The organism is Ruegeria sp. D6, assembly GCF_056534365.1.
This window is the reverse complement of record NZ_JBQFPH010000001.1, coordinates 662,006-679,878: the sequence shown is the minus strand read 5'-3', so window position 1 is coordinate 679,878 and position 17,873 is coordinate 662,006. Positions and strand designations below refer to the sequence as shown.

Here is a 17,873-nt window from a genome sequence, read left to right as displayed (position 1 = left end):
CCGAAGGAGATGTGCCAACGGCACATTGAAGTCGGGCGGGAGCACTACCCGCTGCCGCGTTCACTGATATCTTCACCAAAGAACACCAAAGTCCCATCTTCATCGAGGACATGAAATTCGCGCTGCTGATAGGGCTGATCGAATGGCGGGCGCACCCGCCCTTCAGGCAGCTCCTCCAACCCGGGGCGCAGGCTTTCGAACAGGCTGTCGATTCCTTTGACGTCAACATAAAACGACTGCTCATCCCCCAATGCGCGCCCATCCTGACGCGGTGGACATTCCAATAATCGGATCGCCACAGGATCACGGCGCAAGAAGGCATAATTGTCCTGCCTGAATGTGCAGGAAAACCCAAGCCGCTGAGTGTAGAACTCAATCTGCGCGTCCAAAGAAGAACAAAGGACAAATGGTGTAAGTTGTAATATCTGCATCAAAACAGCCCTCTTCCAACTTCGGGCCCGAGACTAGCACATATCAGTCAAGCAGTTGATCACCCCGCAACCCTTCACGCTCATAATGATGCGGCAGCACACGGCCATAGAGTTGACGGGTCCGCTCCACCCCACCACACATGCCTTCGGTTTCGACAAACGAAAAGATACCAACATAGCGTTTCCGTTGTCCTTCAACCGGCGCAACCCGGTGCAAGGCATAGCGCCCCTTGAATATCTGCAGGTCGCCCGGTTGCAGTTCCAGTTGGTGTACGCCCCTCCTGCTGCCATCCAAAATCGCAGCGACGCCCTTGAAATTCTCGTCTTCACTGGTCCGCAGATTGGGTGCGTATTCGAATGCACCGCCCTCCTCGCCATTCTGGATTGCCAGCGTCACGGTGTAATTATTGGTGTCAAAATGCCACGGAAAGCCGCCTCCCTTCTCGACCACATTGATGATCACATCCGCCAAAGGGTCATCATATCGGAAGAACCGATCCTCCGGCTCGTTCAAAGCCGTGCGGATGAAAGGCATGAAACCTTCATACTCATAAATACGCCGCAGCGGGCTTGTGACAGGGAAGTTGTCAGCCGGAACAAAGGCGTTGGATCGGTCATAAAACCGTCGGATTGGATGACCGATCCCGTAACTGGGATCATCCTGCGTAAAATAGGCATTCGTGCGATTGAACGATCGATGGGCTTTGGGAGCGACGTGATCGGCCTCAGCGATCAGTTTCCCAAGGCCATCTTCGTGCACAAAGCCGGGGAGGACCGCGCATCCATCAACTTCCAGATCCCGCCTCAGGTCCGCGATCAGCTGCATGTACCCGTATGAATCAGGCCGATCGATCGGATAGCGCCCCAGATCCACAAGATCGTGCAGCATGTCTGACCTCCCGATTTAGCGCTGTTTTCACCAGCCTGCCTCAGCATCGGGCGCTGCTCTGGTCTGTTTCAGACATGGGCCTGACGCAATCAGACCACTGTTGATCACCCGATCGCCCACCAATTTACGGCGAATTTTCGCGGATATTTCTCGACCTGCGTCATTTTGCGCAACAAAATATCAAATCCCACAAGCCCAGACTTACAATATTTTTGTATTTGCCTGTTGACGCCCCTTCCCCTCAACCATAATGTCCCTGCACGCAAAGAAGGAGCCTCTGGCGATGAAAGCGCTAGTCGTAATCGTAGGAAACACGCGCATGGGCCGGTAACGGTAAACCATAATCGAACCCATGCGCCTCCGAAAATCTCGGGGGCTTTTTTTTGGCAACACGCAAGACACATGTCGCGAACGGAGCAAAGCAGATGACACGTGAGATGACCGGCGCAAAGATGGTGGTTCAGGCCCTCAAGGATCAGGGCGTGGACACGGTATTCGGATACCCAGGTGGCGCCGTCCTACCGATCTATGACGAGATCTTTCTGCAAAATGACATCCGTCACATTCTGGTACGGCATGAGCAAGGTGCGGTACATGCTGCCGAAGGCTATGCCCGCTCGACCGGCAAGCCGGGCGTTGCTTTGGTCACATCCGGTCCTGGCGCGACCAATGCCGTGACCGGCTTGACCGATGCGTTGTTGGATTCAATTCCGATCGTTGTTCTGACCGGTCAGGTTCCGACCTTCATGATTGGCTCTGACGCCTTTCAGGAAGCCGACACTGTGGGCATCACGCGCCCCTGCACCAAGCACAACTGGTTGGTGAAGGATACGGACTCGCTGGCGGCAACTATGCACGAAGCCTTCCATGTGGCCACTTCCGGTCGCCCCGGCCCCGTGCTCGTTGACATTCCGAAAGACGTTCAGTTCGCCTCGGGTGAATACACGACGCCAAAACCGTCGACCTCTCACTATCAGCCAGTATTGAAGGGCGATCTGGAAGAAATCACGGAGCTTGTTGCAGCAATCGAGACCGCAAAGAAGCCAGTCTTCTATACCGGTGGTGGCGTTATCAATTCTGGTCCAGCTGCCAGCCAGCTGCTGCGCGAACTGGTGGATGCAACCGGCTTTCCGATCACTTCGACTCTGATGGGGCTTGGGGCCTATCCGGCCTCTGGCGAAAACTGGATCGGTATGCTTGGGATGCATGGGCTCTACGAGGCCAACATGGCGATGCATGATTGCGATCTGATGATTAACATCGGCGCGCGATTTGATGACCGTATCACCGGCCGGATCGATGCGTTCTCGCCGAACTCAATCAAAGCCCATGTAGATATCGACCCTTCGTCGATCAACAAAGTTATCCGTGTCGACATCCCAATAGTTGGCGATGTTGCCCACGTGCTTGAGGATATTCTGAAAGTCTGGAAAGCACGCGGTCGCAAAACAGACGCTGCCAATATCAAGCAGTGGCAAGACCAGATTAACGAATGGCGCAACGTCAACTGCCTTGCCTTCACAAACAGCGAGAAGACCATCAAGCCGCAATACGCGCTGCAACGGCTTGAAGAGCTGACGAAGAAATACGACCGCTATGTCACGACCGAGGTTGGACAACACCAGATGTGGGCGGCGCAATACCTGGGCTTTGAAGACCCCAACCGCTGGATGACTTCGGGCGGGCTGGGCACCATGGGCTATGGTTTCCCCGCCTCGATCGGTGTGCAAATGGCACATCCCGATGCACTGGTCATCAACGTGGCTGGTGAGGCCTCGTGGCTGATGAACATGCAGGAAATGGGCACGGCCGCGCAATACCGCCTGCCCGTGAAACAGTTCATTCTGAATAACGAGCGGCTTGGAATGGTACGACAATGGCAAGAACTGCTGCACGGCGAACGCTATTCGCATTCGTGGTCCGAGGCCCTGCCTGATTTCGTCAAGCTCGCTGAAGCCTTTGGTGCCAAGGGTATCCTGTGTTCCGACCCGACCGATCTGGACGACGCGATCATGGAGATGATCAATTACGACGGTCCGGTCATCTTCGACTGCGTGGTCGAAAAGCACGAGAATTGCTTCCCGATGATCCCATCGGGCAAGGCCCACAATGAGATGCTGCTGGGCGAAGCCGAAACGCAAGGTGTTATTCAAGCTGGTGGAGCTGTGCTCGTTTGAGCACCGCTTTGCCACATCTAGGTCAAATGCCGGAGCTAAGGTCGCCGCACGTGACATGAAAAAGGGTTAGATCATGCGTGATCTCAGCAGTCAGTTCTCAGCCAGAGCTTCGAGCCCGGAAGAGAATTTGTCGATATTCACCGGCCGTCGCGGTTGGCAAGTGGGGCTCATGGTTCCACTCTTCGTTCTAGCGTTGATATTGTTCTGGGTCGGCACAGGCTGGTATGCCGTTGTTGATCAAGGAAAAATGGCGTTATCCGTTGATTTCAAGGTGTTCTGGGCTGCAGGTCACCTCGCGCATTTAGGCGAACCGCTTGCGGCATTTGATATCGACAGATTGTCGGAAATACACGAAGCGTCCAAGGAAGACGATTGGATGCCTTGGTCTTATCCTCCCTCATTCCTTGTCGCACTCCAACCACTCGGGGCATTGTCGTTTTCTCCGGCTTGGGCGATTTTCACAGCGATTTCAATTGTCGCGATGTTTCTTGCTGTGCGGCCATTTTCCTGCGGAATCGTACCGGTTTGGTTTGCTTTTGCACTCTCCCCCGCCATGTTGCCAAACTTGTATATGGGGCAGACCACAACCCTTTGGGCAGCAGGCCTTCTGGCCGCACTAGCGGCGCTAAAGAACGACCGCTTCGTACTAGCAGGGTTCTTTATTGGATTGCTGACGCTTAAACCCCAACTCGGCCTGCTCATACCGCTTGCGCTTTTGGCAAGCGGTGCGTGGAAGACGATCATATCAGCAACGGTCACGACGGTGGTCTTGTCCGTTCTGGCCACTCTGGTCGTTGGCGTCGAATATTGGACCGAAATGCGCAACATGATGGGCGTTCACTTTGAAGAGATACGAAGCTCAATCCACCTGAATACGGTCATGCTTAGCCCTTATTCCTTGTTGGCCAGCATCGGTGTGCCAGAAACGCTCGCGCTTGCGATGCAATGGACTTTGACAGTGTTGTCTGGAATTGCAGTCTTCGTTGCATGGCGCAGCCCAAGAGTAGGTTTTGACTTGCGGGTAGCGGTACTCTTTCTAGGTATTTCCATGTCTACACCGTACTTCTGGTTCTATGAATCTGGGCTGCTTGCAATCGTTGCACTGTTCCTGCTTCGAGCTGGCGTCCTGACAACTTCTCCATGGCGTCTGGTACTGGCCGCCGCAATGTGGATCGGTATAGGACCAGCAACACATATGGTGCTTTTCAAGATGACCGAGATATTGTCTTTGCGCCTCGTGTTTGCCCCGATCCTAATACTGGCTTGCGTAGTTTGCCTCCAAGCGCTGATCTCTGCGCTACGAAAGCCCGAAGAAACTTATGTCCAAGATGAGGTCTATCAATGACTCCGCTAAACATCGTCAAAGGCTCCACCCGCCATTCTGCATATAACCTACGCCCGACATTCTCGGACGTGCAGGAACAACACACGATCGCGGTGCTGGTTGAAAACGAACCGGGGGTTCTGGCCCGCGTAATTGGTCTGTTCTCGGGTCGTGGCTATAATATTGAAAGTCTAACGGTTGCCGAGGTTGACCATACCGGGCATCTCAGCCGAATTACCATCGTCACCACCGGCACCCCGCAAGTGATTGAGCAGATCAAGGCGCAGCTTGGACGCATCGTGTCGGTCCGTGACGTGCATGATCTGACCGTCGAAGGTGCTTCGGTCGAGCGCGAGCTGGCGATCATAAAGGTTGTCGGTGAAGGCGACAAACGGGTCGAAGCCCTGCGACTGGCCGACATTTTCCGGGCCAATGTCGTCGATAGTACGCTGAATTCGTTCATCTTCGAGATCACCGGTGCACCGGACAAGATCGATGCCTTTGCCGATCTGATGCGCCCTCTTGGCTTGATTGAAATCGCCCGTACCGGAGTTGCAGCCCTATTGCGCGGTGACTAAGCTCCATTTCCGCCCTGGGACTGAATTCAATTTTGGGGCGGCGGCCTGCTTGGCCATGGTGCCCTGCTAACGTCAAAAAGGCTTAATGCGTTCATCATATATGAGCAACAGCATGAAAAAGATCATGCAAATAGGCTAAAAGCCAATTGATTTTGCTTATCATCAGACTAGCCTGTGACGCGTAGCGAGGCGCTTTGCAGCACCCGTTGGGGTCAACTTTACGATTTCTGAGTACTGCGCGGTCGCTGTGCCGCCGTAAACCTGTTTTTGCTGAAGATACAAACGGAAATCTGGGACAGAAGTGACCGACATCAATCGCAGCCCCGCAGAATTGCGCAGCATGTTCGGAGCCAACCTCAGGCAGCTCGCAAACAGTTATCGGTCGGTTTCAGAGCTTTGCCGCCAATTGGGCATCAATCGAACGCAGTTTAATCGCTATCTGTCAGGTGAAAGTTTTCCCAGGCCGGATGTGCTGGACCGGATGTGTCGATTCTTCGATATCGACGCGCGTATCCTGCTGAAACCTTTGGATGAAATAGAACCGGTCGCCGCTCATCCCGCATCAGAAATCATCGATCGATTTCTCGTCACCGGGTCAGAAAAAACTATGGCGACCGGATTTTATCACGCCGCTGAGGCCCCGCCAAACCGACGCGAACCAACACTGCACCGGCTGCTGTTTATCCGCCGCATTAGGCATTGCACCTTGCTGCGCAGCTATGAGCCCTTGTCCCATATGCCGAAATGCTCCGCGCCCATGCGTGAGGTTCAGGGCATCGTTTCTCACATCGGCGGACAAGTCTGCGCATTGATGTCCCGGCCCGGCGCACAGGATTGCAGAATGATGGTTCTGAACCTTCCGCCTGAATGGGCACCTCAGGAATGGTCGGGTTATGTGTATCGGTTGGCCGGTGGCAGTGGATCCGATGTAAGACGGCTTACGCTGCATCACCTTGGGCATGATTTGTCCGCAGCACTGCAATCGGCCCGAAAGGCGCACAATTCATCAGGGCCTGACTTAAACGGACAGATTTAAGAGGGTGTCGGCTGAGCAGCCCCGGACGGATCGTTGTCCAAGATCAAGCGATAAAGATGCCAGCTGGCATGCCCCAGCAAAGGCAGGACGATAAACAGGCCCAGGAACCAAGGGATCATCGCCAAAAAAGTGATGATCGCGATGAAGGCCCCCCACGCCAGCATCACACCCATGTTCGCTTTGACATAGGCAAAGCTGGTGATCATCGCGGTCACAAAATCCAGCTCACGATCCAGCAGCATAGGAATCGACAGCACGGTGATCATGTACAGAATGATTGCAAATACGGCCCCGACCAGTGTGCCCAGTACCAACATGCTCAGCCCATTCGGGGTCAGGAACACCTCAAATGATGTTGAAATATTGGTCATCGTCGACAGCCCCATGAACAGGGCAAAGATCATGTGGCCCAGAAAGAACCAGAACAGAAAGATCACCACGATAATGGCGCAGATCGACGGCAGTTGCCTTCGGCTTTGCTGTATGACCACGCCGAAGATCGCACCGGGATTCAACGGCTCACCCTGTTCCAGCCGGTGCGAGACCTCATATAATCCCACGGCAGCAAACGGCCCGATCAGGGGAAAGCCGATCGCAGCCAAAACCAGCCAGAACGACGTTCCCGTCTGCAGCGTGACCCACGCCATCAGCCACCCGGCCAGCACGTAGAAGCCTGCGAACAGAAGTCCGAAAAGCGGCGCGCGGCGATAATCCTGCCAAGCTCGGCGTAACGCTTCTTTCAGCATCGCGGTATCAACGGGTTTCAGCGTCGGCACACCAAAGGGTTTGTCCATTCTTGTTTTCTCCTCCCGGGCGGTTGTTCTACATGGCGGGTCGTTTCTGAGGCCAAAGCGTTGCAGAATGATATGCCGCCCCAATCGACAAGATCCGCGCATCTGCACCACGCGGACCGAACAGCTGCATTCCCATCGGCAGCCCTTGTGCTCCAAAACCGACAGGCGCACCCAGACAGGGCAACCCCAAAAGGCTGACGGGTGTCACGACCTGCATCCAGCGATGGTAGGTATCCATCCCCTGCCCCTTGATTTCGGTTGGGTACAGCGTTTCAAGTTCGAACGGCCAGACCTGCGCTGCGGGCAACACCAAGGCGTCATAGTCTTCGAAAAGCTCCACCGCCCGCTTGTGCCAGTCAGACCGGTTCACACTGGCCCGGTGCACATCCATCGCGCTGAGCGCCAGGCCGCGCTCCAACTCCCATTGCGCGGTATCTTTGAGTGATGATTTCTTCTTGGCCAAAGGCTCTAACCCTGCGGCCACTGACCAGGAGCGCAGAGTAATCCAACTGTCCCAGATCAGGTCCGCGTCAAACGGTGGTGCAAGCGCCTCAACGCGCGCACCGCGTTCTTCGAAAACGTGCAACGCATCGCGGCATAGCGCGAGGATACCCTCTTCGCACGGAAACGCCCCGCCCCAGTCGCCCAACCAGCCTATGCGCATCCCTGTCAGATCAGCCGCTTGAACGGGCGACACGCGCTCGACCTCTGTGCTTAATGGCATCCTTGGATCGGGGCCGGATATGACGTCAAGCAATAGCCCGATGTCTTCAGGGCTGCGCGCCATAGGCCCCAGAGTTGAAAGCTGATGCAGATAACCGTCCCCCACTGGCTCAGACGGAACGCGCCCCCAACTTGGCCTGAACCCGTATACGTTGTTCCATGCGGCCGGGTTGCGCAGGCTGCCCATCATGTCCGAGCCGTCCGCCAGCGCCAGCATTCCCGTCGCCAACGCCACTGCTGCACCGCCCGACGAACCTCCACAGGTTTTCGTGGGATCATAAGGGTTGCGTGTTGCACCATAGACAGGATTGAACGTGTGCGAACCCAGTCCGAATTCCGGCGTGTTGGTCTTACCGATCAGAATTGCCCCAGCAGCCCTTAGCCGGGCGGCCAGCAGATCGTCAGTTTGCGGCACATGATCCTTGAACAATGGCGAACCCTGCGTCGAAGTGATCCCTGCCACATTTACCAGATCTTTCACCGCTATCGGCAACCCGTGCAGCGCGCCGCGAGGTGACGCGGCATCCGCCGCCCGCGCCTCGGCCATCAAAGCGTCTTCATCCCGCAGCGCGACAATCGCGTTTACCTCACCGTTCACCTGGGCGATCCGATCCAGCGTCGCGCGCATCAGTTCTGCAGCTGAAAGCTGTCGGCGGGACAAGGCGTCAAGAATGTCCGTCGCGGATGCTCTGGTCAAATCCATGCGGGTTGGTCCTTTGGCTGCTCGTCATCAGCCTAGCGACGTGCTCGGACCATTTAAAGCCACTGTTTAAATGTATCTTTTTAGAATTTCGCGAAGAAGAGCGGCGCAAGAGCGCGCATCATCTGATCCTGAGGTCGATCCGCACATTGCTATTGCGGCCCAGCACATTCTTCAGACCAAAGACGATCATCACCAGACTAAGCACCAGCCACAACCCGCCCCACATCATGGTGGTTCCGCCGAATTCTTCAGCCAGCATATATGCATCTGATCGCAATCCCGCGCGTAGGATCGTGTCATCGAAAATGTCAAACGGAACGTAGATCATGCTGGTCAGCCCGATGACCCGTAGAATCAGATCACACAGGTTGCGGTTCAGGAACCACGCGGTGGCCAGCATCACCGCTCCACAGCCCGCGCTGAACGCCATGGCAAACGGTTCCCGGATATACAGGAGCGCAATAATCAGCATGACTCCCCCAAAGAGACCAAGCGCAGCCCGATCGGCATTGGTGCGCAGGGCGATCATCAGCAGGCCCATCCCAAGCATCAAGGACCCAAGATATCCCGCTGAGAGACTGACAAACCGATTGCCTCCTCGGCCAATAACCAGACCACCTTGTTGTGGAGAGACCGAGAAACTTTCAACCGAACCACCGGTCAGTATAATGGCACCGGCATGCGAAAGCTCATGCAGGAACACAACCAGGATTTTCAACGGAAGCACCAGCATCGTGTTCCAGAACACAAACACCAACGCGACAATTGCGATCAATTGCCAGTGGCCCTTGATCAGGTTCACAGCCGAGGTCAAGGACTGCCGCAATTAGCCTTCGCCCTGCGCCTCGGACCGGCTTTTGCCCGAGACATTCAGGGCCAGTGTCGCCGCCATGAAACCATCCAGATCGCCATCCAGCACACCTTTGGTGTCGGATGTTTCATGATTGGTCCGCAAGTCTTTGACCATCTGATAGGGCTGCAGCACGTAAGACCGGATCTGGTTGCCCCAGCCCGCATCACCCTTGGCTTCGTGGGCGGCGTTGATCTCGGCGTTTCTGCGATCCAGCTCTTGCTGGTACAGCCGTGATTTCAGCGCTTTCATGGCAATATCGCGGTTCTGGTGCTGCGATTTCTCGGAACTGGTGACTACGATTCCGGTCGGAATATGCGTAATCCGAACCGCCGAGTCCGTCGTGTTCACGTGCTGACCACCCGCGCCCGAGGACCGGTAGGTATCAACGCGGATATCCGATGGGTTCACCTCGATCTCGATATTGTCGTCCACCACAGGATAAACCCAGACCGAACTGAACGAGGTATGCCGCTTGGCCGCCGAGTCGAACGGAGAGATACGCACCAAACGGTGCACGCCACTTTCCGATTTAAGCCAGCCATAGGCGTTGTGGCCAGTGATCTTGTAGGCGGCGGACTTGATCCCCGCCTCTTCCCCCGCTGTCTCGGATTGCAGTTCGACCGTATAGCCTTTTTTCTCGGCCCAGCGGACATACATCCGCGCCAGCATCGAGGCCCAGTCGCAGCTTTCCGTACCGCCTGCGCCCGAGTTGATCTCAAGGAAGGTATCATTGCCGTCCGCTTCGCCATCAAGCAGCGCCTCAAGCTCTTTCTTTGCGGCCTTGGTCTGCAGCTTTTTGATCGCTTCTTCGGCGTCGGTTACGACCTCTTCGTCCTCTTCCATCTCGCCCAGTTCGATCAGCTCGATATTGTCGCTGAGATCGGTCTTGATGGATTCGTAGGTCTCGATGGCATCGACCAGCAACTGCCGTTCGCGCATCAATTTCTGCGCGTTCTCGGGATTGTCCCACAGGTTCGGATCTTCAACACGCGCGTTGAATTCCTCCAACCGGTGCGGCGCTGTTTCATAGTCCATGCGCTGCGCCAGCAGCTCCAGCGACTTTTCGATTTCCGCCACAATATTCTGGGTTTCGGCGCGCATGGTCAGGTCCCAACTTGCTCAATCAGGTGTGCGTGATAGCAAGTGGTGCGAGGTACCACAAGACGACTGAGCCGGGAAACTTGGGCGGATCAGTAAAGCCCGCCGCCCTGCAGATCGCCCTGGCTGGCATTGGGGCCAACGGTGATCGTATCCCCGGTTGAGGTGGTCACCTGACGGCCCGAACTTGCCTCTTCAAACAACGGCAGGTCAGATCCCATCGCGAAGCCACCGTCATAGACGCGATCGATAAAACCATCCACGCCATCACGGAAATACTCGGCGACCACATATTCTCCACTCGCGTCTTCTGGCAGGCGCGCGCCGCTGAAACGGTCAATCTTGATGAAATGGCCACCCGGAGGCACCTCGAACGGGCCACCGCCGTATTTCTCGACTGCTTTTTCCATAAAGCTTTGGAACACAGGACCGCACAAGGTGCCGCCGTAGGCTCCTCGGCCCATAGGGCGCGGGCGGTCATAACCGATGTAGCAACCGGCCACGATATTTGAGGTGAAACCGATGAACCACGCATCCTTGGATTCGTTCGTGGTGCCGGTCTTGCCCGCTGTGGGCACGGGCAGGTTCACAACACGTGATGCAGTGCCGCGATCAACCACGCCCTTCATCATCGACGTCAACTGGTAGGCGGTGATGGCATCCATGACCTGGCTGCGATCGGTGAGGATCGTGGGCGACTCATCAGGCTCAAGCCAGCTAGAGTTACAATCGACGCACTGGCGATCGTCATGGCGATAGATGGTCTTGCCGAACCGGTCCTGAATACGGTCAACCAGTGTGGGTTCAACCCGCTCGCCACCATTGGCGAACATCGCATAGGCAGCGACCATTTTGTACAGCGTAGTCTCTTCAGACCCTAGCGAGTTCGCAAGGAACGCACCCATCCGGTCATAAACGCCAAACCGCTCGGCATAACCTGCGACCACGGGCATTGTGACTTCTTGCGCCAGACGGATGGTCATCAGGTTCCGCGACTGTTCGATCCCGGTACGCAAGGGCGTTGGACCGTAAAACTTGTTCGTCGAGTTTTTGGGACGCCACAGGCCCTGCGGTGTATTCACCTCGATCGGCGCATCCACAACGATCGTCGCGGGGCTGTATCCGCTATCCAAAGCAGCGGCATAAACGAATGGCTTGAAGCTGGACCCGGGCTGGCGCTGCGCCTGAGTGGCGCGGTTGAACACGGTGTCCTGATACGAGAACCCACCCTGCATCGCCAGAACACGGCCCGAATTTACGTCCATCGCGACAAAGCCGCCCTGCACTTCTGGCACCTGACGGGCAGACCACTGCCCCTCTTCGCCAGCCATTACCAGAATGACATCGCCGCGTTTGAAATTGTCCTGGAAATTGCCCTGCATCCACTTGATGTCTTCGCGCGGGATTGTGCCATCTGCTGGGCCATCTTCGATCCCGACGGTCAGGGATTGGTCGGCCACGTTCAGAACAACGGCAGGATACCACTGCGTCGGCAGCACCACGTCGCGGGGGATTTCCATGATCGCCAGCGCCTCGCGCCACTGTGCTTCATCCGCCAGCTTCTCCTCGGCGATGACCTCGCCTGTGCCGCGCCACCGCCCACGAGAGCGGTCGTATTTCTGCAGCGCCGTGCGTAGGGCTTTCGCCGCTTCGACCTGCATTTCCTCATCCACCGAGGCGCGTACGGTGAAACCGCCAGTGAAGAACTCACCCTCGCCAAAATCCTCGCTCAACTGGCGTCGGATTTCGTCGGTGAAATAGTCACGCGGCGGCAGTGCAGTGCGGAAGCTTTCAAAATCCCCGTTCTGAACCGAACGCAAAGGCATCTCGACTTCGGTCTCATAGGTGGCCTGATCGATATAGCCGTTCTGCTGCATCTCGCGCAGCACATAGTTGCGGCGGTTCAGCAAACGTTCTTTCTGCCGCACAGGATGGTAGTCCGATGGTGCCTTGGGCATCGCCGCCAGCATCGCGGCTTCATGCGGGGCCAGTTCCTGCAGAGTTTTGTTGAAATAGGTCTGCGCAGCAGCGGTCACACCATAAGAGTTCTGGCCCAGAAAGATCTCGTTCATATACAGCTCGAGGATCTGTTCCTTGTCCAAGGTATCCTCAAGCCGGGTGGCGAGGATAATTTCCTTGATCTTGCGCTCGGCCCGGCGATCACCGGACAAAAGGAAGTTCTTCATCACCTGCTGCGTGATGGTTGACGCACCACGAACGGTTTCGCCTTTAGTGCGCACGGCCTCGACCCCGGCAGCAATGATACCGCGCGGGTCATAGCCCTGATGGGTATAGAAATTCTTGTCTTCCGCTGAGATAAACGCCTGTTTTACCAGATCGGGAATTTCCTCGGACGGCGTGAACAGGCGGCGCTCCTGTGCAAATTCGTCGATCAGCTGGCCCTCACCCGAGTAAATCCGGCTGATCGTCGGTGGTTTGTATTGCGCCAATGACTCGTGGCTGGGCAGGTCTCGGCCATACATCCAGAACACCGCGCCAACGACCAGCGCGGCCATAAAAATACCTAAGGTCACGAGACTGAAAATTGCCCCGAAGAACGAAAGAATGAACCGGATCACGTTACTGCCTTTTACTCGCGATGACGCCTATATAGTGTCGCCCCCGCGCAGGGTCAAAACACGAAAGGCTACAATGGCTGTTTTGCGCCGCTGCGTCATTGTCCGATCAGAGATCGCTTCACCAGATCGTCCCGACGCCAGTTCTCAAGCCCCTGCACAAGCCCATGCGCCATGGATGCGCGCCAGTTTGGATCAGAGATGTTCTTGAAATCGCGCGGGCTAGACAAAAAACCCAGCTCAACCAGAACCGACGGGATATCTGCGGCCTTCAACACCGAAAACGACGAAGAACGTAGCGGACGACGATTCATCGGGCCTCCCTGCTGCGTCATTCCATCCACCAGCGAGCGCGCCAGTGCGCTACTGCGTGGCACAGTCTCTTGCCGAGCCAGATCCAGCAACACATCAGCGACCTGATCGTCCGCACCGCTGAGATCAATACCTGCGATCAAATCACTCCGGTCATGCCGTTCGGCCAGCTTTTGACTGGCAACGTCTGAAGCTTCCTCTGAAAGAGTGTAGACGACCGACCCATGCGCCAGCCCTTCGGAAAGCGAATCCGCGTGCAGTGAGATAAACACGTCGGCCCCGGCCTGATGTGCCAGCGAGATACGGCGTTCGAGCGAGACGAATTGATCGTCAACACGCGTCATCACCACTTCGAAACCGCCGGTACGCAGCAGCGCCTCTCGCAGCTCTCGCGCGAACGTTAGCATCAGTGTTTTCTCATTGGTATCAGCGAATTCTGCCCCGGGATCAATGCCGCCATGCCCGGGATCCAGCATGACCCGTACCGCCCGCACGCCGTCGCGCCGCGGCAGTGCCGGTGTCACTGCGGGTTCCGGCAAATCCCAGCCGGGCTGACGGGGGGCACCTGCGCTGGCTGCAAAACTGTCAAAATCAGTGCCTTTCAGGTGCAGCGATAGTTGAGCAGTGCCCGTCGCCTGATCAACCCGTAGATCAGCTGTTTCCACCGCCAGCGGAGCGCCCAGCTCCAACACCAGACGCGACCAACCGGGCACGTATGCGCCGAATTGAACACCGCTGATCCGGCTGGTTTGCAGAAAGGTCTCGCGGTTCAGGCCAGACCAGTCGACCTCTTGGAAATCCAGCACCACGCGGTATGGATCGCGCAGTGTGAACACGCGGTATGGCACGCCTTGAGTCAACCCAAGTTCGACCCTTACGCCGGTATTGCCATCATCGACGATTCCGCTCTGGTCCGGAAGGACGCGTGAAAGCGCGCTAAAGTCCTGCGCGACAGCAGCACCAGTCAGCGCCCATATCAGGGCGATTGCGTAGAAAATCCTGCTCATGGCCTCAAGTTATCCCGAGATCGTTTGAGGCAGAGCCTATCGCATGACGCCGCCTTTGTGAACGCTTTAGGCCGATTGCGGGATCGCACCCCGCTTGGCCATAAAACGTTGCAGCCGATCCAGCCCATCCTGAATGTCTTCCGTCGATCGCGCATAGGAAAATCGCAGCGTCGTGTGCCCGCGCACTGGGTCGAAATCCAGCCCCGGCGTCACGGCAACCCCGGCTTTGTCGAGAATCTCGGCTGCAAATGCCCGGCTGTCATCGGTCAAGTCTGAGACATCCGCGTAAACATAAAACGCCCCATCCGGCGGTGCGATATTGGTAAAACCGGCCTTGGGCAACCCGTCCAGCATCAACAGACGATTGCGGCGGTATACATCCAGATTTGCCTGCAATTCGTCGTTACAATCCATAGCTGCCAATGCGGCCACCTGACTGGCGTGAGGCGCGCAGATGAACATGTTCTGGGCAATCCGCTCAACCACCCGTACCTGATCCTCGGGCACAACCATCCAGCCAACGCGCCAGCCGGTCATCGAAAAATATTTGGAGAATGAGTTTATCACATAGCACTCATCCGTCAGCTCGAGCGCAGTGACGGCTTTGGCCTCGTATTCCAGCCCGTGATAAATCTCGTCACTGATGAACGATGCACCCTGCGCGTGCGCCGCATCGATCAGCGCCTGCATCGCCGCATGATCCAGCATTGTCCCAGTCGGGTTGGCAGGCGAGGCAACCATCAATCCCTGCAAATCAAGCCCCGTGAAATCGGCGGGCACCGGCTGCAGCCGGTTTTCCGGTGCTGTCGGCAAGTCTACCGGCACCAAACCCAATGCTTTCAGGATTTGCCTATATGAGGGATATCCCGGGGCACCAATCCCCACCCGATCACCGCTGTCGAACAGAGCGGTAAAGGCGAGCAAAAACCCGCCCGATGATCCCGGTGTGATGACCACCCGTTCTGGATTGAGATCAACGCCATACCATTCACCATACATCTGCGCGATCCGCTGACGAAGAGCGGGCAAACCCAAAGCCACCGTATACCCAAGCGGCCCTTGTTCCATGGCCTTCGCCAATGCTTCGGTTGCCCCTTTGGGTGCGCCGGTCCCCGGTTGACCTACTTCCATGTGAACGACATGCCGCCCGGCTTCTTCCGCCTTGCGCGCGGCCTCCATCACGTCCATCACGATGAAGGGATCGACCCCGGAACGGGTTGAGTTTCTCATGGCCATCTCCCATGTTGCAGCCATGGCTTTTGAACGCTTATCCCGGCTGGCGTCAATCCCGGCCGTGTTGCTGCTGGCAGTGACATGGTCGATCAGCGCCATGCAGGCCAGCGCGCAAAGCCTTATCCGCGATCCCGACATTGAACACGGGCTGCAAGAGCTCGCCTTTCCGATCCTGCGGGCCGCTGGCCTGAACACCAACCGGGTGCGCGTACTGATCGTCAATGATGGTACGTTCAATGCCTTCGTGATCGATTACAACACGATCTATATCAACTATGGCTTGATCCTGAGCGTCGATACGCCCGAGATGCTGCAAGCGGTGATCGCACACGAGGCCGCGCACATCGCCAACGGCCACCTGGCCAGACGCTCAGAGAACCTGCGAGCGGCACAACGTAACGCGCAGCTTGGGACGCTTTTAGCGCTTGCAGCCGCAGCCGCAGGTGGCGGAGAAGCTGCAGCAGGAATTGCAGCGGGCACACAAGCCTCGGCGCTGCGCAGCTTTCTGGGCCATACGCGGGCCGAAGAAGCCTCGGCGGATCGAAGTGCTGCCAGCTATTTGCGTTGGGCGGGAGTATCTCCGCGCGGGATGGTCAACCTGCACCGTAAGTTCGCGGGGCAAGAGCTGTTGAACCCCGTCAATCAAGACCCCTACATGCGCTCACACCCTACCAGCCGCGAACGTTTGCGCGCCGCCGAGGCCTTTCTGAACGAATTCGGCGACAAGGCAGAGCAAAACGCAAATGCCGATTACTGGTTCGCGCGGATCAAAGGTAAGTTGTCAGCCTTTCTTCGATCCCCGACCTGGACCATGCGTCGCGCGGGCGAAGAAAAAGATCGTGACATACGCCTGATGCGCGAGGCATCGGCCCATCATCAAAATCGCGATCTCGCCCGTGCCCGCGCAGCAATCGATGGTGCGCTGGAGATTCGCCCTGACGATCCGTTTTTTTATGAATTGAAGGGCCAGATTCTATTGGAGAACCGGCGCGTGCCCGAAGCTGTGGATGCCTACGGTGCAGCCGTTGATATGGCGCCCAACAATGCCCTGATCCTCGCCGGTTACGGACGTGCTTTGCTGGCGGATGGCAAGACGAAGAAAGCCCTGCAAGTGCTTGAAAAGGCGCGCGCACGCGACTATCGCAATGCCCGGCTGATGCGGGATCTGGGTTCTGCCTATTCGCAGGTGGGCAACAACGGAATGGCGTCTGCGGTGACTGCAGAACGCTATGCGCTGCAGGGACGACTTGATGATGCGGGCATACATGCTAAACGGGCTGTTGCACAGCTCCCCGAAGGCTCTCCGGGTTGGCAAAGGGCACAGGATGTGTTGATTGCCTCGGAGCGCGCAAAGAAGAAGAAAAAGAGGAAACGGAAATGATCCTGAGACATGCTGCACCGGCCCTATTGGGTCTTTCCCTGATCACTGGTCCTGCGCAGGCGCTGGAACTGAACGCGATGAGCGACGCCGAGAAGGCCGAGTTTGGCGCACAAGTGCGCGAATACCTTCTGGAAAACCCCGAAGTGATCCTCGAGGCGATCAACATCCTTGAGGAACGCAATGCCGTTGCCGAGGCTCAGGCTGACAAGGAGCTTGTCGCGGCCAACGCTGACGAGCTTTTTAATGACGGTTACAGCTGGGTCGGTGGCAATCCGGACGGCGATATTACTCTGGTCGAGTTCATGGACTACCGTTGCGGTTACTGCCGGCGCGCCGTGCCCGAAGTGGCCACCCTGCTGGCCGAGGACGGCAATATCCGTCTTGTGATTAAGGAATTGCCGATCCTGGGCGATGCCTCTGTCGCGTCATCCCGCTTTGCCATCGCAACAAAACAGGTGGCGGGAGACGATGCCTATAAGCAGGTCCATGACGCTCTGCTGGAATTCAGCGGCGAGCCCTCCGAGGTGACCCTGCGCCGGATTTCAGATGGGCTGGGTCTGGACAGCGACGCGATCATCGCGGCAATGAACAGCGATGAGGTCACCGAAGAAATCGCAAAAACCCGCGATCTGGCGCAAAAGCTGCGGATTTCAGGCACACCGTCCTTTGTTCTGGGCACCGAAATGATGCGCGGGTACCTGCCCGCAGACCAAATGCTCCAGATCGCAAATGGTGTTCGGGCAGAACAGGGTTAAGTC

15 protein-coding genes are annotated in these 17,873 nt (G+C 56.8%); 6 read left to right on the top strand and 9 right to left on the bottom strand.

The features are described 5' to 3' along the window. Window positions 1-44: 44 nt before the first annotated feature. On the bottom strand, window positions 45-431 hold the full coding sequence (locus tag ACR0A1_RS03375) for a bleomycin resistance protein (RefSeq protein WP_255612071.1): 387 nt from the start codon (window positions 429-431) through the stop codon (window positions 45-47). A gap of 43 nt (window positions 432-474) precedes the next feature. Continuing rightward, a complete protein-coding gene (locus ACR0A1_RS03370; RefSeq protein ID WP_170403004.1) occupies window positions 475-1,320 on the bottom strand; it encodes a HalD/BesD family halogenase in 846 nt (281 codons plus the stop codon). A gap of 425 nt (window positions 1,321-1,745) precedes the next feature. On the opposite strand from ACR0A1_RS03370, the gene ACR0A1_RS03365 reads away from it, so the two are divergent. From ACR0A1_RS03365 to ACR0A1_RS03350, 4 genes are all read left to right on the top strand, one after another. Next, complete coding sequence (locus ACR0A1_RS03365) at window positions 1,746-3,497, top strand: acetolactate synthase 3 large subunit (RefSeq protein WP_480561373.1); 1,752 nt, start codon at window positions 1,746-1,748, stop codon at window positions 3,495-3,497. Between the two features lie 73 nt (window positions 3,498-3,570). Then, window positions 3,571-4,842, top strand: coding sequence for a glycosyltransferase family 87 protein (locus ACR0A1_RS03360; protein ID WP_170626685.1), 1,272 nt, complete (start codon window positions 3,571-3,573; stop codon window positions 4,840-4,842). After that, a complete protein-coding gene (ilvN, locus tag ACR0A1_RS03355; protein ID WP_170396580.1) occupies window positions 4,839-5,399 on the top strand; it encodes an acetolactate synthase small subunit in 561 nt (186 codons plus the stop codon). The genes ACR0A1_RS03360 and ilvN overlap by 4 nt, the downstream gene beginning before the upstream one ends. A gap of 340 nt (window positions 5,400-5,739) precedes the next feature. Beyond that, complete coding sequence (locus ACR0A1_RS03350; protein ID WP_223118269.1) at window positions 5,740-6,435, top strand: helix-turn-helix domain-containing protein; 696 nt, start codon at window positions 5,740-5,742, stop codon at window positions 6,433-6,435. Here the strand turns inward: ACR0A1_RS03350 and ACR0A1_RS03345 are convergent. The 7 genes from ACR0A1_RS03345 to ACR0A1_RS03315 form a co-directional block, all read right to left on the bottom strand. Continuing rightward, window positions 6,432-7,229 carry a DUF2189 domain-containing protein gene (locus ACR0A1_RS03345; protein WP_170396570.1) on the bottom strand — a complete coding sequence of 266 codons (798 nt, stop codon included), beginning with the start codon at window positions 7,227-7,229 and terminating at the stop codon, window positions 6,432-6,434. The two genes, ACR0A1_RS03350 and ACR0A1_RS03345, sit on opposite strands and share 4 nt — an antisense overlap. A gap of 28 nt (window positions 7,230-7,257) precedes the next feature. Continuing rightward, entirely contained in the window at window positions 7,258-8,655 is a 1,398-nt protein-coding gene (locus tag ACR0A1_RS03340) for an amidase (protein ID WP_480866230.1), read from the bottom strand. Window positions 8,656-8,773: 118 nt separating this feature from the next. Continuing rightward, window positions 8,774-9,481 carry a M50 family metallopeptidase gene (locus tag ACR0A1_RS03335; RefSeq protein WP_480866228.1) on the bottom strand — a complete coding sequence of 236 codons (708 nt, stop codon included), beginning with the start codon at window positions 9,479-9,481 and terminating at the stop codon, window positions 8,774-8,776. Then, window positions 9,482-10,609: a peptide chain release factor 2 gene (gene prfB / locus ACR0A1_RS03330; protein WP_170396566.1), complete on the bottom strand. Its 1,128-nt coding sequence runs from the start codon at window positions 10,607-10,609 to the stop codon at window positions 9,482-9,484. A gap of 89 nt (window positions 10,610-10,698) precedes the next feature. Beyond that, complete coding sequence (locus tag ACR0A1_RS03325) at window positions 10,699-13,185, bottom strand: penicillin-binding protein 1A (protein WP_480585332.1); 2,487 nt, start codon at window positions 13,183-13,185, stop codon at window positions 10,699-10,701. Between the two features lie 95 nt (window positions 13,186-13,280). Continuing rightward, window positions 13,281-14,501: an N-acetylmuramoyl-L-alanine amidase gene (locus tag ACR0A1_RS03320; protein ID WP_480866225.1), complete on the bottom strand. Its 1,221-nt coding sequence runs from the start codon at window positions 14,499-14,501 to the stop codon at window positions 13,281-13,283. 66 nt (window positions 14,502-14,567) lie between these two features. Further along, window positions 14,568-15,731, bottom strand: a complete 1,164-nt coding sequence (locus ACR0A1_RS03315) for a pyridoxal phosphate-dependent aminotransferase (protein WP_480771515.1) — start codon at window positions 15,729-15,731, stop codon at window positions 14,568-14,570. Here ACR0A1_RS03315 and ACR0A1_RS03310 point away from each other — a divergent pair. Further along, the gene (locus ACR0A1_RS03310) at window positions 15,730-17,115 is read left to right on the top strand and encodes a M48 family metalloprotease (protein ID WP_480705100.1); all 1,386 of its coding nucleotides are present in this window, start codon (window positions 15,730-15,732) and stop codon (window positions 17,113-17,115) included. The two genes, ACR0A1_RS03315 and ACR0A1_RS03310, sit on opposite strands and share 2 nt — an antisense overlap. Beyond that, window positions 17,112-17,870 (top strand): DsbA family protein, encoded by a 759-nt coding sequence (locus tag ACR0A1_RS03305; RefSeq protein WP_170396556.1) that lies wholly within the window; start codon window positions 17,112-17,114, stop codon window positions 17,868-17,870. The genes ACR0A1_RS03310 and ACR0A1_RS03305 overlap by 4 nt, the downstream gene beginning before the upstream one ends. Window positions 17,871-17,873 lie beyond the last annotated feature (3 nt).